Genomic DNA, 25,979 nt, shown 5'->3' with positions numbered 1-25,979 from the left:
TCAGGCTCCTTCAGTAACGGATGCGTTGAGCTGGATGAGTGAACTCTTTGCTGCAGCGGACTCTTCCACCGCGGCCAGGATGTGCTGGACGTTCAGTCCGTCTTCGAACGACGGCGACGGTGCCTCACCGGAGGCGATGGCCGTGAGGAAGTCCCGGATTTGGTGGGTGAAAGTGTGCTCCCAGCCAATGATGTGACCCTGCGGCCACCAGGCCTCGAGGTACGGGTGCTCTGGTTCGTTGACCAGGATCCTCCGGAATCCCTGTTCGCGGACAGGCAGTGTGGTGTCCATGAAATTGAGCTCGTTGAGGTTCTCCAGGTCGAACGTCAGCGAACCGAGTGAGCCGTAGATCTCGAGCCTGAGGGAGTTCTTTTGGCCCGTAGCCACGCGGGAGGCTTCCACCGAGGCGATTGCTCCGGAGGCGAGCGTGAGGTTAACCCAAGCGGCGTCGTCGACCGTTACATCCTCCAGCCCGCCAGCGGGACCATCTGCGCCGGGGCGCTGGTCAACAAAGGTCTGAAGACGACCGGAAACCTCGGTAACGGAATCGTTCAGGAGGTACAGGATCTGGTCGATGGCGTGCGAGGCAATGTCGCCCAGTGCGCCGGAGCCGGCCGTCTCTTTGCGGAGGCGCCAGGTCATGGGGGATTCGGCGTCGGTCAACCAGTCCTGCAAGTAGGCTGCGCGGATGTGCCGGACGGTGCCGAGGCGGCCCTCGGCAATGAGCTCACGGGCCAGGGCAAGCGCAGGGACGCGGCGGTAGTTAAAGCCGATCATGGACTGCACGCCCCGGGCCCGGGCTTTTGCGGCGGCTGCCGTCATTAACTGAGCTTCGCCGATGGTGTTGGCCAGGGGCTTCTCCACCAGGACGTGCTTACCCGCTTCCAGGGCGGCAGTGGCGATTTCGGCGTGCATCCAGCCCGGTGCGCAGATGTCCACGATATGAATGTCGTCCCGTTCGATCACGGAACGCCAGTCAGTGGCGGACTCGGCCCAGCCGTACTTGGCAGCGGCTTCGGCCACCTGGGTGGCGTCCCGGCCAACCAGCACTTTCTGCTCGAAGGCCGGGACGTCGAAGAAACCGGCTACGTTCCGCCAAGCATTCGAGTGGGCCTTGCCCATGAAGGCATAGCCGATGACCGCAACGCCCAGCGGCGTGTTTCCAAGGGTTGTCATGGTGTTCTTCGCCCGTTCTTATATGGTCGCTGTTTCGGGTGCCCAGTCTTCGGGGAGGGCAGCGGATACGGGGGCGTTGCTGGTGACGTCCACGAAGGTGCCGGATTCGACGGACTCGGTGATGGAGACCATGGTGTCCAGCACGTGGTAGGCGAGTTCGCCGGTGGCCCGGTGCGGGGCGCCCGTTCGGATGGCGCGGGCCATGTCCAAAGCTCCCATGCCGCGGCCGTTCGCGGGTCCGGTGGCGGGGATGATTTCGGGTTCTTCCGCGCCTGGACGCCAGAGCTTCAGGTCGCCGTCGAAGTAGTTCGGATCCGGGAGGGACAGCGTAGCTTCGGAACCGGTGATTTCCACGAATCCCATCCGCTGGCGCGGGGACTCGAAGCTGAAGACGCTGTGGGAGGACTGACCGCCTTCGAACTGTGCCATCGCGGAGACGTGCGTGGGGACCTCGACGGCGAATTCCTCGCCCGCCTTGGGTCCGGAACCGATGATGCGGGTGGCCTTCGCGGAGGAGCCGACGGCGGCCACCTTGCGGACCGAGCCGAAGGTTTGGATCAGGGCTGTGAGGTAGTACGGGCCCATGTCAAACAGCGGGCCGGCGCCGTGCTGGAACAGGAAGGCGGGGTTCGGGTGCCAGGATTCGGGTCCGGGCGTCTGGAACGTGGTCATGCCGGTCAGCGGGGTGCCGATGTCGCCCCGTTCGATGATCCGGCGCGCCGTTTGCAGGCCAGCGCCCAGGAACGTGTCCGGGGCCGTGCCGAGGCGGATACCCGCGGCGTCGGCTGCCTTGAGCAGGCCGAGCCCGGATTCGCGGTCCAGGGAGAAAGGCTTCTCGGTCCAGACATGCTTCCCGGCGTTGACTGCCGCGGTGGCGACTTCGACGTGCGCTGCCGGGATGGTGAGGTTGATGATGAGTTCGACGTCGGGATGGTTCAGTGCCAGCTCGGGCGTGCCGAATTCGGCGATCCCGTATTCCTTGGCCCGAGCTTCCGCGGTTTCGACGAAGAGGTCAGCGATGACCAGGACATTCAGATCCGGGAAGACCGTGAGGTTGTCCAAGTACTGCTTGCTGATGTTGCCCGCGCCAATGACGGCGACGCCCACGGGGCCTTTGCGGGTGGAAGGGGCGAAGCTCATGCCTGCACTCCTTCTGCGCTGGTTGCTGCTTCGGCGCTGGCTGCGGCGGTCAGGTAGGCCAGGCTCTGGGTGATGCCTTCGAAGATGTCACCGGAGTAGTCGTCGAATTCAACCACGCCAACTTCCAAGGACTTGGCTGCGGCGATGACGTCCAGGACCGGGATGCTGCCCTGGCCGGCGGGCTGTTGTGCTTTGGTGTCCGTGTTGCCTGGTCCGTCCTTGATGTGGATGAGTTTCACACGGTCACCGAGGCGGGCCAGAAGTTCCACGGGGTCTTGGCCGCCGACGGCAACCCAATAGGTGTCTACTTCCAGGACCAGTTCCGGGTCCAGCAAACCCTCGAGGTATTCCAGGGCGGTCTTGCCTTCGATCGTGGACTCCAGCTCCCAGGCATGGTTGTGGTATCCGACGCGGATGCCGTATTCGGCGCCCTTCTTTGCCGCGGCGTTGAGCTTGGCTGCGGTGGCCTGGACGTCCTCGGCGGTCTGCCAGTGCTCCGCGGGAAGGAAGGGGTCGATCACCGTGGTGATGCCCAGTTCCTTGGCCGCCGCGAAGATCTCGTCCTGATCCTGCGACAACAACGGGGCATGTCCGGAAGGAGCGGTCAGGCCGTTCTCCTTCAACGCCGCACCAAGTTCCTTGGCCGTGGCCACGAAGTTGTACGGCTCAACCTGCGTGAACCCGATCTCGGCAACCTTCCTGATGGTGCCCGGCAGGTCCTCCTGAAGAGCGTCCCGCAAGGTATACAGCTGGATTGAATAAGACATTGGATTCCTTTTCCGGGGAGGGTGTTCTGGAATATCGGCGAGATGGCGCCAGTCTAGTGAGCCCTCGGCAGGGGAGCTACAGGTTCCATCAAGCGCAGGTTTGTCATGCACTCATTTCAGCCTAGAGGGACTTTTGCCGAGCGTCTAGCAAAAGTATGTACTTTTCGGATTTACTTCCGCTGAATGACATGCATAAGCAATCGTGCTTCACTAAATGGATGACAACAGCTACCGGATCTGACGCCGGATACACCTCCGCGCCAGAGGCCGGTAATCTCTCTCGCGCCGGTAATCTCTTCCAGCTCCTCCGCGACGGTAAAGCCCGCACCCGTGCTGAGCTCGCCGAAACCACCGGGCTGGCCCGGTCCACTGTGGCCTCGCGCATTGACGCCCTCATCAGCTCGGGGCTCGTCGGGCCCGCCGGTGAAGCGAGCTCGACCGGCGGCAGGCCGCCGTCGCGCTTTGCTTTCAACCCGGCAGCGCGGGTGGTCCTGGCTGCCGACGTCGGTGCTACCCACGTGATTGTTGCCGTCACCGACCTCGGCGGCAACGTGTTGGCGGAGCGACGATTGGGACAGGAAGTCGCCGATGGCCCGGACGTCGTCTTGGGCCGCGTCATAACTGCCGGCCTGGATCTTTTGGCCGAATCCGGACGGGAGTTGGGCGACCTGGCTGGCATGGGCATCGGACTGCCCGGTCCGGTTGAACACGATTCGGGTCGGCCGGTGAAGCCGCCCATCATGCCTGGGTGGGACGGATTCGACGTCGTCACGTACGTTCAGCGCTCCCTGCCGGTTCCTGTTTTGGTGGACAACGACGTCAACATCATGGCGCTCGGCGAGCGCACGGCGTACTGGCCGGACCACGACAATTTCCTGTTCATCAAAGTCGCTACCGGCATCGGCGCTGGCATTATCAGCAGCGGACAATTGCAGCGCGGTGCCAACGGCACCGCCGGCGACCTCGGCCACGTCCGGGTTCCCCGCGGCGACGACGTCCTCTGCCGGTGTGGCAACCATGGCTGCCTTGAGGCGCTTGCCTCAGGTCCCGCCGTCGCGCGCCAACTACAGTCACAGGGGTTGGAGGCCACGGACGGCGCGGACGTCCTGCGGCTTGTTGATGAAGGCAACCTGCAGGCAATCCAGGCGCTTCGGCAGGCCGGGCGTGACGTCGGCGATGTTCTGGCAACCGTGGTAAACCTGCTCAATCCGTCCATCATTGTCATCGGAGGCAGCGTGGGGGAGGCTGGCGAGCATCTTGTGGCCGGAATCCGCGAAGTGGTTTATCGGCGGTCCCTGCCCCTTGCCACCACGCACCTGCGGATCGGCATTTCCATGGCCGGACAGCGCGCCGCGATCCTGGGCGCCAGCCACATGGTTACCCAGCACGTTCTGTCACCGGCAGTGATTGAGGCCACCCTCCAAGCAGCGGGATGAGTGCTCCTTATGGCCTTTCGCCGCGCGGGAGCGTGATAGCAATGAATGTGATGAAAACGCTTCCTGTCACTTTTCGGCCTGTCCCGTGAGCCAATTCCTCGCCAAGATTCCCCGAGGCTGGTTGATCCTTGCGTGCATCGGGCTGATCGCCCTCAACATGCGGGGCCCTTTCGTGGCGGTGGCGCCCGTTGTGGACTCCCTTCAGCAGGACCTTGGGTTCTCCCCGGTTGAGCTTGGACTGCTGACAGGCATCCCTGTACTTTGCTTCTCCCTCGCTTCGCCTTTGGCCTCCCTGGCGGGCCGCCGTCTTGGGGCAGAAGTGGCTGTGATGCTCACGCTTCTTGGTGTGCTGGCCGGCGTAGTGGTCCGTTCCAGCGGCGGTGCCATTTCGGTGATGGTGGGCACAGTCATCATTGGTGTGGCCATCACCATCGGCAACATCGCAGTGCCACTCATCATCCGGCGAGACTTCGCGCCCCGGCGCCAGGCAACGGCAATGGGCGTCTACACAGCAGCGCTCAACGTTGGTTCCTTCCTCACCTCTGTGGCCACGGCACCCCTTGCCGAGCTGGTGGGGTGGCGGCTTGCCTTGGCTGCGAGCGTATTGTTGGCCTTGGCGGCCATCCTGTTCTGGGTACCCACGGTTGGTGCTCGGAAGGCCTTTGTTCCGCTGAGGGTTCCGGCCCCTCCCGCGTCCTTGTCCGGTCGTGTTGCGGGTGTTCGGTGGCTGACCGTGGGCCTCACTCTCGGCTTCGCGGGCCAAGCATTTTCTTACTACGGGGTTACCGCCTGGCTGCCGAGCTTCCTGTCCGACGAACTCGCCATGGGCACCGCCGAAGCTGGTGCAGGCTCCTCGCTCTTCCAGATTTTCGCGATTGTCGGCGGCCTGGGCGTGCCGCTACTGGCCCGTTTCGCCAGTACGACGACGGTGGCGGTCACCTTGAGCGCGCTGTGGCTTACCGTTCCCGTGGGCTTGCTGCTGGCGCCTTCGTGGTGGTGGATGTGGTCCTCCCTGGGCGGTGTTGCCCAAGGTGGCGGCATCACGGTGATCTTCATAGCCATCATCAAGTTCGCGCAATCGCAGGCCGCCGCCGGGAAGATGTCCGCCGTGGTGCAAGGCGTTGGTTACTGCTTCGCTGCGTTGGCTCCTACGGTCGTCGGTTTCGTGCACAGTGTTTCCGGGGGTTGGACTGTCCCGCTGTTCGTGATCCTTGGCTCGGTGCTCGCGTTCTGCGTGTGCACCACGTTGTCCGTGCGCTGGGTTGCCCGGCAGCGCTAGGTTAGGCTCCTGCCCCTCAGCCCCTGTGCCAGCCCGACCCGGCCCAGCCCTGCCCGATTCGGGGGTTCCCTGCGGAGCGTGCCATGCGCACGGCATGCTGTGCAGCTAGGCAGCGAAGCGGAGTGCCGTGGCGCGGGAGGTGGGTGCCGCCGTCGTGCCGTTCTTAGCTCGGGCGCCCAGCCCGTGTGCCGGTTTCGATGGTAGCTGCAGGATAGGCGGTAGGAAGCGTCTTGTGTGCAGCGGGCCGTCGATTCGGAGCTCGGAGGCTCGGAGGCGGGGAGACTGGACGGGCTGTGGCGCTCGTGGGCATGGGAAAGCCCCGTTGCTGGGCTGCCTCCCCGACGGTCGGGGTCACTTGTTGCGAAGAGTGCAGGCAGCCCAGCGTCGGGGCTTGATGTGTCGCTACCCAGTAGACCTAGGCGGCGACGAGTTCCTCTTCCGTGGCCTCTTCTCGGGCCTCGGTGAGGAAACGGGCGTAGGCGGGGATGGTCAGGAAGGTGGGGAATTCTTCGGCCAGGGTGACTTCTTCGAAGATGGCGCGGGCGTCAGCGAAGCGATCCCCGTCGAAGCGTTCCAGGCGGGCGTATTCCTCATCCAGCATGTCTTCCACCCATTCCCGGGTGATGATGTCGCCGTGGTCGGTGATGGCGTGGGAGTGGATCCACTGCCAGAGCTGGGACCGGGAGATCTCGGCGGTGGCGGCGTCTTCCATGAGGTTGTGGATGGCCACTGCTCCGTTGCCGCGCAGCCAGGACTCGATGTATCGGATGCCCACCTCGATATTCAGACGAACGCCGCCCTCGGTGATGGTGCCTTCAGTGCTGGCGATGTCGATCAGCGCCCGGTCGTCCGGGGTGACGTCCTCGCGGGAGCGGTCCAGCTGGTTGAGGCGGTTTCCAAGAACAGAGTCAAAAACTTCCCGGCAAACAGGCACCAGATCCGGGTGGGCCACCCATGAACCGTCGAAGCCGTCGTTGGCTTCGCGGGTCTTGTCCGCCCGGACCTTCTCGAACGAGGCCTGGTTTGCTGCCTCGTCCTTGCGGTTGGGGACAGCTGCAGCCATTCCACCGATCGCCATGGCCCCGCGGCGGTGGCAAGCCCGGACCAGTTGCTCGGTGTAGGCACGCATGAACGGCTGGGTCATGGTCACCTGGCCGCGGTCCGGGAGCACGAAACGCGGTCCGCGGGTACGGAAGTTCTTGATCAGCGAGAAGATGTAGTCCCACCGTCCGGCATTCAACCCCGAGGCGTGATCGCGCAGTTCGTAGAGGATCTCCTCCATCTCGAACGCGGCCGTGATGGTTTCGATCAGCACCGTGGCGCGGATGGTGCCCTGCGGGATGCCCAGCAGGTCCTGTGCCAGGACGAAGATGTCATTCCACAGGCGGGCTTCGAGGTGGTTCTCGATCTTCGGCAGGTAGAAGTACGGGCCCTTGCCCTGGGCGAGCAGGCGGCGGGCGTTGTGGAAGAAGAACAAACCGAAGTCCACGATGCCGCCGGCGATCGGCTTGCCGTCGATCAGCATGTGCTTCTCCGGCAGGTGCCAGCCTCGGGGACGGACCACGATGGTGGGCAGGTCCTCGGCCGCCTTGAGCTTGTATTCCTTGCCCTCAGGGGAGGTGAAATCAATGCGACGCTCCAGTGCGTCGGTCAGGTTCAGCTGGCCTTGGATGACATTGCGCCACGTCGGCGTGGACGAGTCTTCCATGTCGGCGAGCCAGACCTTCGCCCCGGAGTTCAGGGCGTTGATGGTCATCTTCTTATCCACCGGGCCCGTGATCTCAACGCGACGGTCCTCCAAACCCGGGGCCGGGGGAGCCACACGCCACGACGGGTCGTTGCGGATGCCTTCAGTTTCCGGGCGGAACCGCGGATCCTGGCCGGCGGCGATCTGCCCACGGCGGGCGTGCCGAGCCTGCATCAGCTCCTGACGACGATCAGCAGTAGCCCTATGCAACTGGCCGATGAACTCCAAGGCGTCCGGAGTTAGAACCTCGTTCTGCCGGCAGATGGGCTGCGCGGTCAAAGTTATGCCATTGATAGTGAAGTTGTCAGTGAAGCTGTTCATTTCAAAACTCCTAAGAAAAGGTTCGACGGCGGCACTTGCCTGAGATGCGCACGAGGCCGAAGGGCCGGTAATGCGGCAGCCTGCGTAAAAGGGGCCCGGCGTCCCGGTCCGTCCTCGCTCAGCGAGGTCGAAACCGGGACGTGGGGAATAGCAGGCAGAGCATTGCCGCTCCGCAGGCCGGAGGCGACGAGCCGCCGTCGGAAGTGGTTAGTGGAACTGGCCCTCTTCGGTCGATCCGACCAGGGCGAGGGTGGATGCGTTCGGGTTGAGCGCAGTAGCAATGTCGTCGAAGTAGCCGGTGCCGACTTCGCGCTGGTGCTTGGTGGCGGTGTAGCCGCGGGACTCGGAGGCGAATTCCTTTTCCTGGAGCTCGACGTAGGCGCTCATGCCTTCACGGGCGTAGCCGTGGGCGAGGTCGAACATTGAGTAGTTCAGGGCGTGGAAGCCGGCAAGGGTGATGAACTGGAACGTGAAGCCCATGGCACCGAGTTCGCGCTGGAACTTGGCGATGGTGGTGTCGTCCAGGTGCTTGCGCCAGTTGAAGGACGGGGAGCAGTTGTAGGAGAGCATCTGGTCCGGGAACTCAGCCTTGACCGACTCGGCGAACTTGCGGGCCAGCTCCAGGTCCGGAGTGCCGGTCTCCATCCAGATGAGGTCGGAGTACGGGGCGTAAGCCTTGGCACGGGCGATGCAGGGCTCAATGCCGTTGCGGACCTTGTAGAAGCCCTCGGCGGTGCGTTCGCCGGTGATGAATTCCTGGTCGCGCTCGTCAACGTCCGAGGTAATCAGGGTTGCTGCTTCGGCGTCGGTGCGGGCAATGACCACCGTCGGCGTACCGGCGACGTCGGCTGCCAGACGGGCTGCGTTGAGAGTCCGGATGTGCTGCTGGGTGGGAATCAGGACCTTGCCGCCGAGGTGTCCGCACTTCTTTTCGGAAGCGAGCTGGTCTTCCCAGTGAACGCCGGAGGCACCTGCTGTGATCATGGATTTCATGAGTTCGTAGGCGTTGAGCGGGCCACCGAAGCCGGCTTCGGCGTCGGCGACGATCGGGACCAGCCAGTCCTCGACAGTCTTGACGCCCTCGGCATATTCGATCTGGTCAGCGCGGAGCAGGGCGTTGTTGATGCGACGAACAACCTGGGGGACCGAGTTGGCCGGGTACAGGGACTGGTCCGGGTAGGTCTGGCCGGAGAGGTTGGCGTCAGCTGCGACCTGCCAACCGGAAAGGTAGATAGCACGGAGGCCGGCCTTGACCTGCTGAACGGCCTGGTTGCCGGTCAGGGCACCCAAAGCGTTGGTGTAGCCGCCGGTGGGAGCTTCCTCGGTGAGCTGCTTCCAGAGCTTCTCCGAACCGCGGCGGGCCAGGGTGTGCTCTTCGGAGACGCGACCGCGGAGGCGGACAACGTCGGTGGCCGAGTAATCACGGGTGACGCCTTCCCAACGCGGGTTGGCGGACCATTCAAGTTCCAGCGCTGCTGCCTGCTGCTCGGCGGTCTGCTCTGCTGGTTCAAACGATGCGGTCATTGCATGTCTCCTAAGTGGTGCCCGGGGCCGGCCTCCGCTGCGCCTTTGCTGCATCGGCCGGCTTGCCCGGGGTCTGTATTTCTTTTTCGTAAGACCTACTTTTCTGCACTTCCAAGAGGGTTACTAGAGGAAAACTATGGAAAGAAATGCACTTCTTCGCGTATTCTCAAGAAATGTCGCCTGTGAGTTGGAATCGCGAAGTCGCATCGCCGTCGTTGTCCGCTGCGTCTCCTGAACTGGACGTCATCAGCCTCGGCCGCCGTGTGCGCCATCTGCGCAAGCAGGCCGGGCTGACCCTCGACGACTTGAGTGCCGCCGTCGGGACAGCACCAAGCCAGCTGAGCCTCATTGAGAACGGCAAACGCGAACCCAAGTTGGGGCTCCTTCAGCAGCTCGCTATGTCACTGAACGTGACTATCGATCAGCTTCTCGGAGCGGAGCCGCCGAGTCGTCGGGCAGCCCTGGAAATCGAGCTGGAGCGGTACCAGCGTGGGCCCCTGTACGAGTCCCTCAACCTGCCTAAAATCCGCATCAGCTCGCGGCTTCCGCTGGACGTGCTGGAGTCGCAGGTCGGGTTGCTTCAGGAGCTCGAACGCAAGCTTAATGAGCAAGTCGCGACGCCGGAAGAAGCCCGCCGCGCGAACGGCGAGTTGCGTGCCATGATGCGCGAGCGCGGCAACTATTTTCCCGAGTACGAGGCCGAGGCACAGAAGGTCCTCAAGGGGGTCGGTTACACCACCGGTCCGCTGAGCCAGCACGTCATCGCGGACATCGCAGAGAACCTCGGGTTCACCCTGCACCATGTGGGTGATCTCCCCCATTCCACGCGGTCCGTGACCGACTTGAAGAACCGCAGAATTTATCTGACGCAGAACCAACGCCAGGATCACGACCCCCGTTCGGTCCTCCTGCAGGCGCTGGGCCACTATGTATTGGGGCACGAAACTCCGCGGAACTACGGGGATTTTCTGGCACAGCGAGTGGCCACCAACTACTTCGCCGCCGCTTTGCTGCTTCCGGAACAAGCAACGGTGGAGTTCCTGCAAAAAGCCAAGGCCGCCAAGGAAATCGCCGTAGAGGACATCCGTGACGCCTTCGCCGTGTCCTACGAAACCGCCGCGCACCGCTTCACCAACCTCGCCACCAAGCATCTGGGCATCACCACGCACTTCCAGAAGACGCACCAGTCCGGCATCATCTACAAGGCCTACGAGAACGACGGCGTCACCTTTCCCCAAGATCACACGGGGGCGATTGAAGGGCAGCCGTCGTGCAAAGCGTGGACCTCGCGCGCGGTGTTCGACGTGCCGGACAAGTTCAGCGCGTACAGCCAATACACGGACACGCCATCGGGTACTTACTGGTGCACCGCCCGCACGGAGCGCTCCGCTGCCGGCGAATTCTCGTTGAGCATCGGTGTGCCGTACCAGCACGTGAAATGGTTCCGAGGCCGGGAGACCACCGCCCGCGCAACGTCCAACTGTCCGGACCCGAACTGCTGCAAGCGCCCCCCGGAGTCCCTGGCTAACGAGTGGGCCGGAAACGCCTGGCCGTCCGCCCGGGCGCATTCGCACCTGCTCGCCGCCATGCCGCCGGGCGCGTTCCCCGGCGTAGACGAGACCGAGGTGTACTCATTCCTGGCGGCGCACTCCGAACGCTGACGCTCTATCACTTCCCGCGGGTTTGGGCCTGACGCTCGCTCACGTTCCGGCAACATTTGGCGATCCCTCTCTCACTTCGCGTGAATTCCGTCCTCAAACGGAGCACCATGTGAGGACAACGGCAAACAGGGGGATGGGCCATGAAACGAACCCGGAAAGTGACAGTGATGCTCGCGGCAGCGGCCTTGGCGAGCGGCTCCGCGACTATCAGTGCCTGCGCGCCGCAACCGGCCGACGTCGGACTCCAAACGGCCGACGGCGTAACTCGCGTTTCGGTCCAGACGACGGACTACTCTGCGCAGTTTGCGGCGTTCAATGAGTCGACGCGTAAACTCGGCGCCACGCTACTCGCCGATGGCGGTGACTCGGATAACGGCAACGTAGTGTCGTCGCCGGCCAGCCTGCTGATTGCGTTGGGTATGCTTCGAGCCGGGGCATCAGGGGCCACTGCTACGGAGATGGATGCAGCCTTGGGGTTGCCCGGAGAGGGACGTGACGAAGCGATGAACGCGCTGCTCGCCTCCCTCGAAAAATTCGACGGCGACCCCGGTTCCGTGGACGAAGAGAACCCGCCCCGCAAGCCGCTTATGCATGCCGCCAACGGGCTGTTCGTTGATAAAGGCGTGCCCACCGGCGAAGCCTTTCTCACCACGCTCGCCAAACATTTCGGCGCCGGCGTGCACCCGGTGAATTTTCCGGATGAGGCTGTGACCAAACCGGCAATCGACCGGTGGGTCAGCAGGAACACCGGTGGCCGGATCAAGGAGGCACCCGCACAATACGATCCCGATAATACTTGTAGCCTGCTCAATGCCCTTTACTTCGCCGCCGCCTGGCAAACGCCCTTCGACGCGGACGACACGGCGGACGGCCCCTTCACCAAGGGCAGCGGGGAAGTAATCAACGTGCCAATGATGCACTCTTCGCTCACCATGGCGTACGCCGAAGGCCCCGGATGGCAGGCCGCGGATCTGCCTTACGCCGAGGGTTTTGTCATGCGGCTGGTACTGCCCGACGGCGGTGCCTCGGGTTCCGCAGGTGCGTCAGGTGCGGCGGGTCACGCCGCCGTTTCTGCGGCAGTGCTGACGGACGTGGCTAAAGGGCTGGGTGACGCGAAGCAGGGCATGGTCCAGATCAGCCTCCCCAAGTGGGACCACAAGACCACGTTTGAGCTGCGGAAAGTCTTCAAAACGCTCGGACTCAACCAGATGCTGGCCACGGACAAAGATTTCGACGCGATCCAGCAGGGCATGAAGCTGACGCAGGCGGCCCAGGCAGCCAACATCACCGTTGCCGAAAAGGGGACCATTGCCTCCGCGGTGACCCAGATGAATGCGGAGGCCTCCAGTGCCGTGGCTCCGGAGCGGGAGATCGTCCTCGACCACCCCTTCCACTACCAGATCGTTCACGTCGAGACCGGAATGCCCCTGTTCATGGGATGGGTGGCGGACCCGCGAAGCTAGCGGGCCAGACGCTGGACCAGCACCGCGGCGGCTTCGACAACCTCGTCGGCCTCGCGCTTAGTGTGACTGAAGGCCACTTCCTGCCCGGCGACGGTGATGATATCCGTGATCACGGCAACGGTGAGCCTGCCAAGGGTGTCGTCGCTGGCGCCCAAGAGCACGGAATTTTGCCGCACCCACTCGCGCCCACGTTCCCGCCGGAGAACCTCGAAGCCCGGGGGAGTGTCGCCCTCAATGAACACCCGCTCCAAGTGGCGATGTTTCCAGGTGTAGTCGAAGTAGCTGCGGCTGCCCACATTAAACAGCGCGAGGGGTTCGTTCTCGCCGTCCTTGCGCGCCTTCGCCACAGACGCGGCGACCAGGCGCTCATGTTCGTTTTGGTAGTCGTCCCACAGGGCGAGGAAGAGCTCAGTCTTCCCGCCAAAATGGTGATAGAGGCTGCCCACGCTTGATCCGGCCCGCGCCACAATGTCCGAGATACTCGCGTCGGTGAAGCCATGCTCAACGAATACGCTGGCGGCGGCGTCCAGGAGATTGCGCTGTGTTGCCGCAGTGCGGGTCCATTGCCAGGAGCCGGCAGTGGTGGCTGCATCGGATGTTTTGCGAACCACGCTCTCGCTCCTCTCGCAGGCGGAAGAAGACCGGAGTGTTGCCCGGCCATTTTTTGGAATCTTACTCTGGAGAGAATCCACATAGCCAACACCAAGCCTTGACTGGCCCACAGGGAACGGGAAATAATTCTGGAAGTCTGTTCTAGAAATGCATGTTGCGGCGTGTATCCGAATGCTGCGATTTTTGACGTCGAACGCCCCGAAACCCGGGTGCCGTTTTCACCGTCGGGCTGCAACTGGTTGAATCGCTATATAGCGCCAACTGGTCGCAGCCAAACAAGCCAGAGAGGAACGCGGCCTGATGTCCGTTTCAAGCAAGTCGTCCGGGATCACGTCGAACAGGTGGTTCAAACCCGTCGCCGTCACCGCAGGAGCTTTGGTGGTGGCACTGATCCTGGTGCTCGTTGCGCAATGGCTCCGGACACTCCAGCCCGTGCAGCAGTTCCTCACTGACTACCCGGGGCACTCGGCCATTCCTGAAGGCGCCCCTACAGGGTTCCCGGCCTGGCTTGGCTGGCAGCACTTCCTCAACATGTTCTTCATTGTGCTGATCATTCGCTCCGGCTGGCAGGTGCGCACCACCACGCGCCCGGCTGCCAACTGGACCCGGAACAACAAAGGTTTCATCAAGACCAAGAATCCCCCCACCAAGATCAGCCTGGACCTGTGGTTCCATCTGACTCTGGATGCGCTGTGGGTCCTGAACGGCATCATCTTCATTGTGCTGCTTTTTGCTACCGGTCAGTGGTTAAGGATCATTCCCACCAGCTGGGACGTCTTCCCGAATGCCGTCTCGGCGGGGCTGCAGTATGCGTCACTGAACTGGCCTGTTGAAAACGGCTGGAACAATTACAACAGCCTCCAGCTCCTCACCTACTTCATCACGGTCTTCATTGCCGCGCCGCTGGCCATCATCACGGGCATCCGGATGTCCGGGGCATGGCCCAAGAAGGCTGCGATCAACAAGTTCTACCCGATCGAGCTGGCCCGTAAAATCCACTTCCCGGTGATGATCTACTTCGTGGCCTTCGTGATCGTCCACGTAACCCTGGTGCTGGCGACCGGTGCCCTGCGGAACCTCAACCACATGTATGCCTCCAGCGACGACAGCAACAGCTGGTGGGGTTTCGGGATCTTCGCAGCATCCATCGTGTTCACGGCTGCCGCCTGGTTCCTGGCCCGGCCCTTGTTCCTGCGTCCGATCGCTTCTCTCATGGGCAAGGTCTCGCGCTAGCCCTTATGCAAAGAAAACAGCCGCCCCGGAAGAGTTTCCGGCGCGGCTGTTTTCTTAGTTATGAGCTAGGACAGAGCCCCGCCCTGCCATAGGGCATCAAACGGAGCACCCGAGGACACCCGGTTCTTGATGCCAGCGGTAACGAAAGCCTTCGCCGTTCGGGCAGCTTCCAGCGGGGTCGCACCCTTGGCCAGTTCGGCAGTCACTGCGGCGGCCAACGAGCAACCGGCACCCGAGACGGCGACTTCGCCAACCTTCGGGGCGCGCAGGATCTCCAGCGTCTCGCCGTCGTAGTAAACGTCGACGGCGTCCGGGCCTTCCAGCCGAACCCCACCCTTGGCAAGGACTGCTGCGCCACTGATCTCATGGATGCGAATGGCGGCAGCCTTGAGCGACTCCTCATCCGTAATGGTGAGCCCGGACAGCGACTCAGCTTCGAAATGGTTGGGAGTGACGAAGGTAGCCAGCGGCAGGATCTGCCCTTTCAAGGCTTGGTCAGTGTCCAAGGCGTGGCCAGGTTCCTGTCCCTTGCAGATCAGGACCGGGTCCAGCACGATGTGCCGGAATGACGCATCGGCGAGTGCTTTTTCCACGGTGCTGATGGTCGCCGGGCTTCCGAGCATGCCAATTTTCACAGTGTCCAGCACGGAAGGTGCGCCGGAAGCGGCACCATATGCCGCCGTCGTGGCTTCCAACTGGTCTGCAATGACTTGCTGGTCCACGGGGACAAAGCGGTGGTTCCAGTTGTCCTGCGGGTTGAAGGAAACAATGCAGGTGAGGTTCGCAATGCCGAACACTCCGAGTTCCTGGAAGGTCTTGAGGTCGGCCTGCGCGCCGGCGCCGCCGGTCGCTTCGGAGCCGGCGATGGTCAGGGCAATGGCAGGGGCAACAGCTGAAGTCATGTGTTCCATTTTGCCATTGGCTCCGCACAGACCGATTTTCGCGCCTCCCGGCTAACAGTGCGGCCTTAACCGTGCAGCGCCCGGTACGCGGCCTCTGCAGCCGGATGCAAGGGCAGACCAGCTGTGTTGATCAGAGTTTCCGGGCTGAGGAATTGAACGCCAGTACTGGACCTCGGCACCAGATCCTGGGCCTGCCCCACCATCAGCTCCACGGTTTGCCGAACTACGTGATCCGCCAAGTCCTTGCGGCACAGAAGCAGGTTGGCCACTCCCACGGTCCAGACGGCAGGCGCGTTTCCGTAGCTGTTCGCGGGGATGAGGACGCGGTCGTAGAAGAAATCCGACTGGGCCCGAGTTGCCGGGATGAGTTCGGAGAGGTCCAGGAGCCGCACGCGAAGTTCCTGTGCCGCGGCGGCGATGGGCGCCGTCGGGACGCCTCCGGACTGGATCATCGCGTCAATCGAACCGTCCCTCAGGGACGCCAGGGCTTGGTTCAGCCCAAGGTTGACCTGCCTCACAGCCCTGCCCGGCCCAGCCGTTTCACCTGAGAGTCCTGCGGCTTTGATGATCCGTCCCGCTGTGAGGGTTGTCCCTGATCCCGTTTCGCCCACGCCTGCGGTCTTCCCTGCAAGGTCGGCGAAGGTTCGGATTCCGCTGTCCTCGCGAACGATGCAGTGCACGTAGTTCTGATACACCTTGCCCAGCGCCACTAGCTGCCCGTCGTCCGTGCCTGGGGCTGTGGCTGTGGCTTGCGCGGCAGCGTCGGCCAGTGCGATGGCGAGTGTCGCCTCCCCGGATAAGACCCGCTGGATGTTCTCGAGGCTACCGCCGGTGGTCAGCGCGATTGCCCTTTCAGCCACCCGTTCACGCTGTAGCAGGTCCGCCAGGAGGGCGGCAAACTCTAGGTAGAAGCCGCCGGATTCGCCGCCGGCAACGGTAAGTTCCTGCGGCCGTTCCTCCGGTGTGCACGCCGCTGTTGATACAAGCAGGCCACCGCCCAAACCGAGCGCGGCAACCGCCTTTAGGGCGCTTCGCCGGGAGATCGCAGGCAACTCAGGCATGGGCCGACTCCCCAGGCCGCGCGAATTCAAGCCGGGCCGTCAGACCATGTGGTGCATTCGCTTTCAGGACCAGCTTGGCGCCATTCGCTTCCGCCAACCGTTCCACAATGGTCATGCCCAGCCCATTGCCGGGAATCTTGCTGTGCTGCGGTGCCCGCCAGAATCTGGTGGTGGATGCGGCGAGTTGATCGGCCGGGAGGCCGGGACCGTCGTCGGAAATCTCGACGGCGGTCCCTCCTTGCGTCTGCCGGCTCGCCACGGTGATGCGGGCCCCAGGGGCGTACTTGATGGCATTGGCGAGGAGTTCACCCACCATGTGCGCGAGTTCATCCGGATCACAAACGATCTGGTTTTCGGACGCTGGGCCCTCCAACGTCAGATTCGACGCGGCAAGGCGAGCGGCCGGCGTCGCCCTCTCCACTTCGCCCTGGAGGACCGGGAAGGGATCGATGACGGCCAGGCGCTTGTGCTCGGATGCCTGTTCCACCCGGGTAGACCCTTCAGAGGCGCGGTGTTCGGCGGTTGCCAGCTTCAGCACGCCGTCGAGCATTTCTTCCACCCGCTCAAGTTCGGCCACTACGCCGGCTGCCGCTTCTTTCTCAGGCTCCGAACGTAAGGCGAGCTGCAGAAGATCGATCCGCAGCCGCAGCGCCCCGACAGGGTTCCGGAGTTGATGTGAAGTATCGGCGATGAGCCGGCGCTGCGACTCCATGCTCCGGGTCACGGTGTCGGCCATGGCCGTGAAGGAGCGGCTCAGTGCCCGCAGCTCAGGCGGACCGGCTTCGGGAAGCTGGCTGGTTTTGCCCGTGGCTTCGAGCTCGTGGACTGCCTTGCTGAGACGGTGGACCGGGCGCAGAACCCAAGCCGTGATCCGCGACGCGGCCACGAGAAGCAGCATCCCCAGCGCCACCGCGGCAAGCCCGACGACGAGCCACCGCTCCCGTAGCTTCTGCCGTGCTGCGTCGAGGTTGACTTCAACAACCACTTCGCCGAGTACCTGGCTGGCCGTGCCGAAGGACCTGGAGATGAAGTCATTGCCTGTGCCGAATGCCCGGATGGGGTTCAGCGTAGTGTCGCTGAGATTAAGGCTCGCCCGGTTCAGTGCGTCGCTGACCTCTGGTTGGTCGTCGCTGAGGCCCCCGGAGCGAACGGTTTTCTGTTGGAGCCGGATAAGGATTCCTTCACCATAAAGCTCGGAATAGCGGTCCATCTCGCGCTGCAGTTGGGTTGTGTTGGTGTCCTCCACGGCGTCGCTGGCCAGTTGCGCGAAGCGGTTAAGGGCAGCGACGCGGTTTGTCTGCAGTTCCTGGGTGAGTTCCCTGCCGGCCGATGTCAGGATCACACTGGAAACCGTCACCACAATGACCACCACCAGCAGGCTGAGGATGCCCAGGACGCGGACTTTCACGGTTGCTCTACGCGGTAGCCCACGCCTCGGACGTTGATGATGAACCCGGGAAGTTGGAGCTTGGACCTGAGGCCTGTCAGGTGCACATCCAAGGACCGGGAATGTGCCAGGAATGCATCGCCCCAAAGTGCGTCCAGGATCTGCTCCCTGGTCACCACTGAGCCTGCATTCCTGACCAGCAGGCTGAGGAGGTCGAATTCGGTTGCCGTGAGGGCGAGTTGTCGTGTGCCCACCGAGGCCACCCGGCGGTCGAGGTCCACTTCCAACTCTCCGAGGACGACTGTGTGCGGAGCATCCTGGCCGGAACGGTTGGTGCGCCTGGTGACTGCCTCGATTCTGGCGAGCAATTCCACGAGCTTCACGGGCTTGACCAGGTAGTCGTCGGCGCCGGATCGGAGGCCCAGCACCACGCTGCGTTCGTCGTCGCGTGCGGTCAGGATCAGGATAGGAATCTGCGTGACCTGGCGGAGTTTCCGCAGGACGTCCAGGCCATCCAGATCCGGGAGGCCGAGGTCGAGCAGGATCACTTCGTGTTGGCGGTGGGCCAGGAGTGCGTCCTCGCCGCGGGATACCCGGGTGCGCTTGTGGCCGGCGGAGGCGACGGCTGCGCTCAAGGCCGACGCCATGGCGTCGTCATCCTCGACGATGAGCACGTGCACTGTCTGGTTCCTTTGGCTTGCTGTGGTCTGGTTCGCTGGGCTGGTCCGCTACTAGAGCTTAACGTTGTGAGGCCCGCTCTGCGCTCTTCGGAGTGTCCAAAGGGCGCAAAGCGGGCCTCACAAGGCAGCCAGGTCAGGCGTTGACCAGGTCCTTCTTGTCGTCGTCGTCCTTCGCGGTGCCCTTCGCGACGCCCTTCGCGACGAAGGCGTTGCCCTGTTCCGCGTCCAAGTGCGTCGGCTTCTTGTTCTTTAGCGCGAAGATGTACACAAGCAGCGAGATGAAGATTGCGGCAGTGACGTAGGTGAAGAACATGTCCACCTGGCCCGATTTCTGCAGGGCCGCACCGATCAGCGGTACAGTCCCGCCGAACAGCGAGTTGGCAATCGCGTAACCGAGTCCGACGCCGAGCGCGCGGATGGATGCCGGGAACAGTTCAGCCTTCACCAACGCGTTGATGGAGGTGTAGCCACCCACCATCAGGAGGCCGCCGAACATCAGGAGGAAGGCCACGAACGGATCCTTGGTTCCGGCCAGCGTGGAGAGCAGCGGCCAAGTGAACAGCACACCCGTCACGCCGAACCAGATCAGCAACGGCTTCCGGCCAATCTTGTCGGAAAGCATGCCGTACAAGGGCTGCAGCAACATGAAGATGAACAGCGCCCAGAAGTTGATCACGGAGGTATCGGTCTTGGCGATGCCGGACGTATCGTTCATGAACTTCAGGATGAAGTTGGTGTACGTGTAGAACGCCACGGTGCCGCCCAGGGTGATACCGATGCAGATGAGCAGCGGCTTCCAGTGCTTGGTGAACAGCAGCTTCATGGTGCCGGGCTGTGCTTCGCCAGCAACCTTGACGTGCGCAGCGCGGAGCTGGTCAGCAGAGAGGGTTTCCTCCATCGAGCGGCGAAGCCAGAGAACAACCAGTGCAGCGGCGCCACCAATTGCAAACGGAATCCTCCAGCCCCATTCGGTCAGGTCGTCCTTGCTCATGGTGTTCTGCAGGATGACCAGCACCAGGAGGGCCAGCATCTGACCACCAATCAGCGTGACGTACTGGAAGCTGGAGAAGAAGCCGCGGCGCTTGGCCGTAGCGGCCTCGGACATGTAGGTGGCGCTGGTACCGTACTCGCCGCCCACCGAGAAACCCTGGACCATGCGGATAAACACCAGCAGAATCAGGGCCCACAGGCCGATGACATCCTGCGTCGGCAGGATGGCGATGGCGAAGGAACCGGCGGACATCATGGTCACGCTGAGTGTCAGCGCAGCTTTGCGGCCCTTACGGTCGGCATACCGGCCGAAGAACCAGCTGCCGATCGGGCGCATGAGGAACGACGTCGAGAAGACGGCCATCGCCTCAAGGCCCGCCTGAAGATCGTCCGAGGAGTTGAAGAAGTGCGACTGGAAATACGCCGCGAAAACCGTATAGACGTAGAGGTCGAACCACTCCACGAGGTTGCCCGCGGAGCCCTTGAGGATGTTGCTCACGGCTTTACGTGTCTGGGCGGCTTCGCTCAGAGGTGCAGCTTGTTGGGTGCTCATCAATGAACCTTCCTGGACGGCGCCTGGGACGGCAGCCGTGTCTTGCCTGAGTTCGTTCTGTCCATGAAGCTGGTGCTCATGGCGTCCTTGCGCATGGCTCTTCGTCGACTAAGAAAGGCCCTCCAAGGTGAAGAGGACATGTTCCAAACTATGGGTGATGCACGGCACAGCCAACGTGGGAGCGGATTTCCTAACACTTCCTTAGGTTTCCGCCGGCTCGGGTTGAGGTGCGACGACGGGGACTCGCCTTAGCGCCCGACGGCGGCTCGCACCTTAGCGCCCGACGGCGGGGACTCGCCTTAGCGCCCGACGGCGGCTCGCACCTTAGCGCCCGACGGCGGCGGCGCGACCCAAGGTTTTCGGCCGCAGCTTCCGCTGTGGCTTTCCCGAACAGCCGGAGTTATCTTCAAGGCATGGGTGCAGTTCCACGGGTAGCCCGCGTCTTGAAGCATGAGGCAGCAAATATTCCGCTCCCACCGGGTCAGGTTGCCGGTCTGGTGCTGGACGTCGTCCTCGATCGCCTCCATCCCGTTCCCGTTGCCGGGGACAGGGTCCGACGCAGGGCTGCCGGTTTGGCCTTGGTTATGGCTGGTGCAGGACTCACCGGGTGGGCGGTTTCGGAGCGCCGGCGTGAAACGGCGGGAAGCTTTCAACTGGGCCATCCCGAGGGGCTGGTGACCACCGGACCTTATGCTGTGAGTCGCCATCCGATGTATCTCGGGTGGTGGCTGATCCACACAGGAGTGGCGGTAAACAGGGGTTCTGCTTGGGCTCTCGCAACTTTGCCGCTGGGAATGGTGGTGGAACATCTGGGCGCGTTGTGGGAAGAATCCATGCTTCGACAGCGATTTGGCGAGGCCTACGCGGACTATGAGCGGGATGTTCCCCGCTATATCGGTTCACCGGCACGGTTGATGCGCACCAGTTTCCAGATCGCAAGGCGGCCAACTCCCGCTGCGACGGCAATCGACGATCCTACCGCGGCACCAACTGCCCAGACTGGCAGCAGGCTGTAAATGAAAAAGACAACGGCCCACTCGGGACCCTGGCTGGACAGCATCACGCAGAACGTCAAGTGCGCCACGGCGATGCCCAGAGTCAGTCCCTTGCCTCCCAGCACCACCCGATCCTTCGGTCCGTAGCGCCATCCAGTGGATGGGCTCCTTGGTGCCAGCGCATACTCTTCATCGATTGACCACGGGTCCTGACTCATGACTACCTCCGAGTGATGTGAGCGAGCGTTCGGCTGAAGGGGTGATGATGTGAGCGAGCGTTCGGCTGAAGGGGCGATTATGTGAGAGAGGGATCGGCTTTGCCCTCGGCGATCTTGTTGAGGGCGCCCGCCAGGGTTGGGTGGTTGAACGCGAACCCTGCGTCGAGCAGTTTCCCAGGCTCCACCCATCGGCTCTTCAGCACCAGCTCTGTTTGTGTACGGATCAGGACGGCTCCGGCCTCAAGAAGCCAGGCCGGTGTCGGAATGCCGAACGGGACACCCATGCTTTGCCGAACCAGTGACATGAGCTCATGGTTGTCCACGGGGTAGGGAGTCGTCGCGTTCACCGGTCCGGTCAGCTCAGTGTGCTCGTGCACGAACAGCACTGTACGGAACAGGTCCTCCACATGGATCCAGCTGAACTTCTGCGTTCCCGGGCCCATATGTCCTCCCAATCCGAGCCGGGCAAGAGCCCGGAGGGGATTCATGACGCCACCGGCACCCAGGACGATCGCAATCCGAAGCGCCACCTTCCGTGTGTCCGGAACGGAAGCTGCCGCCAACTCGTCTTCCCACGCACGGGCAACGTCCACGGAGAATCCGCTGCCCAGCTCACCAGAGGCCTCAGACTGAGGAACGTCATCCGCGTGTCGGTAGATGGTGCCGGTACTCGAGTTGATCCAGGTCCGTGGAGGTTCGGCGCAAGCGGCAACCGCACGGCCCAACGCCCGGGTCGTCAACACCCGGGAGTCCAGAACCTCGCGCCGATGCTTTTCGTCGTATCGGCAATTCACGGAGCGTCCGGCGAGGTTCACCAACAGTTCGGCACCGTCAAGCGCTCGTGTGATGGCACCGCCGTCGTGCCATTGAGCGTCAGCCGAAGCGTCCCGCCCGACCGTTCGCACCACCCATCCTTCAGCATCAAACCGCCGCCGGAAGTAGCTTCCAATGAAGCCACTAGCGCCGGCAATCGCCACCGTTCTTGGCATCACGAGTCTTCCTTGACGCTTCGCACGAGCCCCAAGACGTCGTCGAAGACCTTGCTGACGCCGGGAATTTTCGCGAGCGACAAGCCTCGCGCCACCAGCGGTGCTGCGCCGTCGATCAATTTTCGCGTGCGCCGTTGGCCCTCAGACCGGTCGTAAACCCAGAACAGCGCGACGCCCATGTACGCCAGCCATAGCAGTTCGGGCAGATCTGCACGCAGTTTCCTGGCGACGGCGGGGGAGGAGCCCTCGACGGCGGAACGGAAGATCGCGAGGGAGGCGTTGCGGGCTGCGGAGGACGCCTCACCGAACGGGTTAACAGGCGACGACGGCCGGATCGCCGTCGCGATGAAGTCGGAACCGAACTGGTGGTACGGAGTCATGACGTCCACTCCTGCGTGCAGAACGGCTTTGAGCCGCCCGGCGAGATCCTGGACGCCTTCGAGTGCCTGCGCCGCCACCATGGCATGTTCGTCCTGCACTTGGATGTAGAGCTCCTGGACGAGCTCGTCCTTGGAAGCGAAGTAGTAGTAGGCGTTGCCAACCGAGACTCCCGCCTCCTGGGCAATGGCACGCATGGTGGTCTTCTCAAAGCCGACCTCGCGGAACATCTTCAGCGCCACGTCCGCCACCAGTTGCCGGGTCTGCTCGCTTTTTGCTGCCATGGTTCCGCTCCTCAAACGAGATTTTTGAACGTGTTCAACTAGGAGTATGCCATGATTTCTGAACATGTTCAAAAGATGGGGATCGCACGGACATACAACTACCGGCCCGGAGTGGGAGAATGGAACCGGTGCCGGGCCGGATGCCCCACCAACCACAGTGCTAATACAGCGGGGTTCCCTCACCACGGAGCCTGCGCGAACCACTACGAAATGGATGACCCATGCCCTCGCCCTCAGGCTCCAGTACTCTGAGCAAGCCCGCTCCGCGCTTCGCTTCGATCGGCTCCCCGTATTTCGGCATCATGCTGGCCATCATGGCCGTGGTGCTGATCTTGTCCAACATCGGCGCTTCCAAGGGCGTGGTGATTGGACCGATCATCACCGACGGCGGGTTCTTCCTCTTCCCGATCGCCTACATCCTGGGTGACGTGATGAGCGAGGTCTACGGCTTCAAAGTGGCGCGCAAGGCCATCATTACTTCCTTCGCGCTCTCGGTGTTTGCATCGCTCTGCTACTGGATCATCATCGTGCTTCCCGGCTTCAACGACGAGTACGGCACCGCAAAGCAAGCAGCCATCGAAGGTGCCCTGGGCCCGGTTCCGCTGATCGTCCTCGGTTCGCTGCTCGCTTTCCTGGCCGGGCAGACCATCAACTCCTGGATCCTGGTGAAGATGAAGGCGCGCACGGGCGAGAAGTCACTGTGGGCGCGCCTGATGGGCTCGTCCGTGGTGGGCGAATTCGTGGACACCCTGATCTTCTGCACCATCGCGGCGTCGGTCATCGGCATCACGGACTTCGGCTCGTTCTTGAACTATGTCCTGGTTGGCTTCGTCTACAAGACGGCCGTGGAATTCCTGTTCGTCCCCGTCACCGTGCTGGTTGTTGGCTGGATCAAGAAGCGCGAACCCAGCTATGGAGTGGCGGCGGCCTAGGAGCTGCGAAGCCTGAGATCGCGGGAACGCTGCGAGGTCGCCGGAACTGTCCATGCGATCTGACAGCCTCCTTCCCGCGATCTCGGCGCGCTACGAGTAGTACCGGCCCAGGGTCTCCGCCTTGAACTCGAAGAATTCCCCGGATTCGATGGCAAGACGCGCATCGTCCACCATCTTCACCACGAAGCGCTCGTTATGGATGGAGATCAGGGTTGCAGAGAGCATTTCCTTGGCCTTGAACAGGTGATGGATGTAGGCCCGTGAATAGTTCACGCAGGTGTAGCAATCGCAGCCGTCCTGTAGTGGCCCGAAGTCCTTCTTGTACTTGGCCCCGGACAAGTTGAACCGGCCAAACGGAGTGTAGAACGCCGAGTTACGGGCAACACGGGTAGGGGAGACGCAGTCGAAAGTGTCGGCGCCGTTCTCGATGGCCGTGAAGATGTCGTCCGGTTCCGAGATGCCCAGCAGGTGCCGCGGCTTGTCCTCGGGCAGTTCCTCGTTGCACCAGCGCACAATCGTGCCCAGGTTTTCCTTCTCCAAAGCACCGCCGATTCCGTATCCGTCAAAGGGCATGGCGCCCAGATCCTGGCAGGCCTTCCGTCGCAGATCCTCATACTGGGCCCCCTGAATGACGCCAAACAGCGCTTGGTATGGCTTACCCGCCCGGGAAGCGGTCAACGAAGCGTGTTCCTCCAGGCATCGTAGGGCCCACAGCCGCGTTCGCTCCAACGACTCCTCTTGGTAGGCCCGGGAGTTCTGCAACGTGGTGAGCTCATCAAAGGCGAACATAATGTCAGCACCGATCTGGTGCTGGACCTGCATGGAAATTTCGGGGGAGAAGCGGTGCCGATCCCCGTTGAGGTGCGATTTGAACCAGACCCCGTCGTCGTCAATGTGAGCCAGCCGCTCCTTGCCGGGCGCTACTGCATCGTCCGGCCCTGAGCTGTCCACGTTCTTCATATCGATGACTTTTTTGAACCCGGAGCCAAGGCTCATCACCTGGAATCCGCCCGAGTCAGTGAAGGTGGGCCCCGACCAGTTCATGAACGCGCCAAGCCCGCCAGCGGCGTCGAGAATCTCCGGCCCCGGCTGCAGGTACAGGTGGTAGGCGTTGGCAAGTACAGCCTGAGCGCCGAGCTCGGCGATTGACTCCGGCAGCACTGCCTTCACGGTTGCTTTGGTCCCGACGGCGATGAACGCGGGCGTCTGGATGGTCCCGTGCGGTGTGGTGATGGTTCCGGTTCGACCCAGGAAAGCGCCGCCGTTAGCCTCTACTTGTGCGTCCGACGGCGAGCACGTTTCAGTCAGGCGCTTGCCCACCGAGAACGAGAATTCGGATTGCCGGGCAGCCAGCCCGGGCAACTCATGCAGCGCATGCGGGGTGGAAGCTGGAACAGCAGAGGGATCGGACAATGACGCAGAAGCAGGAAGGGAAGCTGGCACGCTACCAAGTGTGCCAGCTTTACCGCGGGTAACCTGCCCAAAAACTCCTACGAACGGTAGTTCTCAGCCTTCCAGTTGTCCCACGAGGACCGGATGTCCGCCAACGTGTGGGCACCCAAATCGTAGGTGGAGGCAATCACCATGGAGCCGCCGTCGGGCCTTTTCTCCGGAATGGGCAGTTGCTCCGCTACGATCAGCAGTCCGTCCCCATGCTCGGCGTAGCTGTGCACGGTGAGGCCCACCTGGTGCCGGCTCTTGAACCAGACCTTGCCGGAGATCTTCTCACCGGTGGCAAGAGTGAGTGAGTACTCTTCCCCAACCGGCGGCAAATCCCCGAGCCCCAGCTTCTCAATCGCTGGCCCACCCTTACCCGGCAGGGAAATGAAATGGGTTCGCCGGAGCCCGTGGGGGTGCCGTTCCAGCGCGAACCGCAGCTGATGCAGGAACGTGAGCCAACCCTGGGTGATGTCCTCATCCCACTCGGCCCATTCCGAGTTGTGGTCGAGGGCGGCCCTGGTGACCCGCACTTCCGTACCACCGGAGACGGGGTGGAGCTCAAAGACGTCGCCGCCGTTGACGGTCAGGCTCGTGTGATCGGGCCCCTCCTCAACATCGGTGTTGAAGTAGATCTGTTTTATTTCGTCGGCGAGATCGTCGGCTTCCCAGCCGTGCCATTGAGCCACCAACGACGGTTCACGCAGCATTGTCCAAACCTGCTGCGCGTCGGCATTAATCACAACGCTCAGATTGTTCGTCATGGCCCCGAATCTACCGCCGTTGGCGCCCACATAACAGGTCTTGATATTCC

At 62.8% G+C, this 25,979-nt stretch carries 22 protein-coding genes; 7 read left to right on the top strand and 15 right to left on the bottom strand.

Features of this window, described 5'->3' with window-relative positions; translation table 11 throughout:
• From ACIQTW_RS09655 to ACIQTW_RS09645, 3 genes are read right to left on the bottom strand one after another with little or no spacing between them, the layout of a single operon-like run.
• The gene (locus tag ACIQTW_RS09655) at positions 1 to 1,176 is read right to left on the bottom strand and encodes a Gfo/Idh/MocA family protein (RefSeq protein WP_402936528.1); all 1,176 of its coding nucleotides are present in this window, start codon (positions 1,174 to 1,176) and stop codon (positions 1 to 3) included.
• A gap of 18 nt (positions 1,177 to 1,194) precedes the next feature.
• Positions 1,195 to 2,316, bottom strand: a complete 1,122-nt coding sequence (locus tag ACIQTW_RS09650) for a Gfo/Idh/MocA family protein (RefSeq protein ID WP_402936526.1) — start codon at positions 2,314 to 2,316, stop codon at positions 1,195 to 1,197.
• Positions 2,313 to 3,083 (bottom strand): sugar phosphate isomerase/epimerase family protein, encoded by a 771-nt coding sequence (locus ACIQTW_RS09645; protein ID WP_402936524.1) that lies wholly within the window; start codon positions 3,081 to 3,083, stop codon positions 2,313 to 2,315. The genes ACIQTW_RS09650 and ACIQTW_RS09645 overlap by 4 nt, the downstream gene beginning before the upstream one ends.
• A gap of 218 nt (positions 3,084 to 3,301) precedes the next feature.
• Here ACIQTW_RS09645 and ACIQTW_RS09640 point away from each other — a divergent pair, with 218 nt between their 5' ends.
• On the top strand, positions 3,302 to 4,519 hold the full coding sequence (locus tag ACIQTW_RS09640) for an ROK family transcriptional regulator (protein WP_402936522.1): 1,218 nt from the start codon (positions 3,302 to 3,304) through the stop codon (positions 4,517 to 4,519).
• 85 nt (positions 4,520 to 4,604) lie between these two features.
• A complete protein-coding gene (locus tag ACIQTW_RS09635; RefSeq protein WP_402936520.1) occupies positions 4,605 to 5,798 on the top strand; it encodes a CynX/NimT family MFS transporter in 1,194 nt (397 codons plus the stop codon).
• Between the two features lie 415 nt (positions 5,799 to 6,213).
• Here ACIQTW_RS09635 and aceB read toward each other — a convergent pair whose 3' ends face one another.
• Positions 6,214 to 7,866, bottom strand: coding sequence for a malate synthase A (aceB, locus tag ACIQTW_RS09630; RefSeq protein WP_402936518.1), 1,653 nt, complete (start codon positions 7,864 to 7,866; stop codon positions 6,214 to 6,216).
• Between the two features lie 207 nt (positions 7,867 to 8,073).
• Entirely contained in the window at positions 8,074 to 9,390 is a 1,317-nt protein-coding gene (gene aceA, locus ACIQTW_RS09625) for an isocitrate lyase (protein ID WP_178993320.1), read from the bottom strand.
• Between the two features lie 146 nt (positions 9,391 to 9,536).
• Here aceA and ACIQTW_RS09620 point away from each other — a divergent pair, with 146 nt between their 5' ends.
• Positions 9,537 to 11,051 carry a helix-turn-helix domain-containing protein gene (locus ACIQTW_RS09620; protein ID WP_402936515.1) on the top strand — a complete coding sequence of 505 codons (1,515 nt, stop codon included), beginning with the start codon at positions 9,537 to 9,539 and terminating at the stop codon, positions 11,049 to 11,051.
• Between the two features lie 140 nt (positions 11,052 to 11,191).
• Positions 11,192 to 12,514: a serpin family protein gene (locus tag ACIQTW_RS09615; RefSeq protein WP_402936513.1), complete on the top strand. Its 1,323-nt coding sequence runs from the start codon at positions 11,192 to 11,194 to the stop codon at positions 12,512 to 12,514.
• On the opposite strand, the gene ACIQTW_RS09610 is transcribed toward ACIQTW_RS09615, so the two are convergent.
• Positions 12,511 to 13,125, bottom strand: a complete 615-nt coding sequence (locus ACIQTW_RS09610) for a TetR/AcrR family transcriptional regulator (RefSeq protein WP_402936511.1) — start codon at positions 13,123 to 13,125, stop codon at positions 12,511 to 12,513. The genes ACIQTW_RS09615 and ACIQTW_RS09610 overlap by 4 nt on opposite strands.
• A gap of 301 nt (positions 13,126 to 13,426) precedes the next feature.
• Between ACIQTW_RS09610 and ACIQTW_RS09605 the strand changes: the two genes are divergently transcribed.
• A complete protein-coding gene (locus tag ACIQTW_RS09605) occupies positions 13,427 to 14,359 on the top strand; it encodes a cytochrome b/b6 domain-containing protein (protein ID WP_402936509.1) in 933 nt (310 codons plus the stop codon).
• Between the two features lie 65 nt (positions 14,360 to 14,424).
• Here the strand turns inward: ACIQTW_RS09605 and ACIQTW_RS09600 are convergent, their stop codons facing one another.
• The 5 genes from ACIQTW_RS09600 to ACIQTW_RS09580 all read right to left on the bottom strand — a co-directional run bounded on the left by ACIQTW_RS09600 (position 14,425) and on the right by ACIQTW_RS09580 (position 19,932).
• Positions 14,425 to 15,261: a hydroxymethylpyrimidine/phosphomethylpyrimidine kinase gene (locus ACIQTW_RS09600; protein WP_402936507.1), complete on the bottom strand. Its 837-nt coding sequence runs from the start codon at positions 15,259 to 15,261 to the stop codon at positions 14,425 to 14,427.
• A 65-nt stretch (positions 15,262 to 15,326) separates the two neighbouring features.
• Entirely contained in the window at positions 15,327 to 16,322 is a 996-nt protein-coding gene (locus ACIQTW_RS09595) for a TAXI family TRAP transporter solute-binding subunit (RefSeq protein ID WP_402936505.1), read from the bottom strand.
• Positions 16,315 to 17,730 carry a sensor histidine kinase gene (locus ACIQTW_RS09590; RefSeq protein WP_402936503.1) on the bottom strand — a complete coding sequence of 472 codons (1,416 nt, stop codon included), beginning with the start codon at positions 17,728 to 17,730 and terminating at the stop codon, positions 16,315 to 16,317. Before ACIQTW_RS09590 ends, ACIQTW_RS09595 begins: the two co-directional genes overlap by 8 nt.
• Positions 17,727 to 18,389, bottom strand: coding sequence for a response regulator transcription factor (locus ACIQTW_RS09585; RefSeq protein ID WP_402936501.1), 663 nt, complete (start codon positions 18,387 to 18,389; stop codon positions 17,727 to 17,729). The genes ACIQTW_RS09590 and ACIQTW_RS09585 overlap by 4 nt, the downstream gene beginning before the upstream one ends.
• Before the next feature lie 133 nt (positions 18,390 to 18,522).
• Positions 18,523 to 19,932, bottom strand: a complete 1,410-nt coding sequence (locus tag ACIQTW_RS09580; protein ID WP_402936499.1) for an MFS transporter — start codon at positions 19,930 to 19,932, stop codon at positions 18,523 to 18,525.
• Positions 19,933 to 20,345: 413 nt separating this feature from the next.
• Between ACIQTW_RS09580 and ACIQTW_RS09575 the strand changes: the two genes are divergently transcribed.
• Positions 20,346 to 20,948, top strand: a complete 603-nt coding sequence (locus ACIQTW_RS09575) for a methyltransferase family protein (protein WP_402936497.1) — start codon at positions 20,346 to 20,348, stop codon at positions 20,946 to 20,948.
• Between the two features lie 274 nt (positions 20,949 to 21,222).
• On the opposite strand, the gene ACIQTW_RS09570 is transcribed toward ACIQTW_RS09575, so the two are convergent.
• Positions 21,223 to 22,134: a TIGR01777 family oxidoreductase gene (locus ACIQTW_RS09570; RefSeq protein WP_402936965.1), complete on the bottom strand. Its 912-nt coding sequence runs from the start codon at positions 22,132 to 22,134 to the stop codon at positions 21,223 to 21,225.
• Positions 22,134 to 22,796 (bottom strand): TetR/AcrR family transcriptional regulator, encoded by a 663-nt coding sequence (locus ACIQTW_RS09565; protein ID WP_402936496.1) that lies wholly within the window; start codon positions 22,794 to 22,796, stop codon positions 22,134 to 22,136. Before ACIQTW_RS09565 ends, ACIQTW_RS09570 begins: the two co-directional genes overlap by 1 nt.
• A gap of 221 nt (positions 22,797 to 23,017) precedes the next feature.
• On the opposite strand from ACIQTW_RS09565, the gene ACIQTW_RS09560 reads away from it, so the two are divergent.
• Positions 23,018 to 23,728, top strand: a complete 711-nt coding sequence (locus ACIQTW_RS09560) for a queuosine precursor transporter (RefSeq protein ID WP_402936494.1) — start codon at positions 23,018 to 23,020, stop codon at positions 23,726 to 23,728.
• Between the two features lie 90 nt (positions 23,729 to 23,818).
• On the opposite strand, the gene tgt is transcribed toward ACIQTW_RS09560, so the two are convergent.
• Together tgt and ACIQTW_RS09550 are read right to left on the bottom strand one after the other, a co-directional pair.
• A complete protein-coding gene (gene tgt / locus ACIQTW_RS09555) occupies positions 23,819 to 25,090 on the bottom strand; it encodes a tRNA guanosine(34) transglycosylase Tgt (RefSeq protein WP_402936964.1) in 1,272 nt (423 codons plus the stop codon).
• A gap of 128 nt (positions 25,091 to 25,218) precedes the next feature.
• Positions 25,219 to 25,929, bottom strand: a complete 711-nt coding sequence (locus tag ACIQTW_RS09550; RefSeq protein WP_402936492.1) for an SRPBCC domain-containing protein — start codon at positions 25,927 to 25,929, stop codon at positions 25,219 to 25,221.
• Positions 25,930 to 25,979 lie beyond the last annotated feature (50 nt).

The sequence above is a fragment of the Paenarthrobacter sp. NPDC090517 genome (assembly GCF_044769165.1).
Classification (GTDB): Bacteria; Actinomycetota; Actinomycetes; order Actinomycetales; family Micrococcaceae; genus Arthrobacter.
Note: the sequence above shows the minus strand (reverse complement) of the source record. Positions and strands in the feature narration are given on the sequence as shown.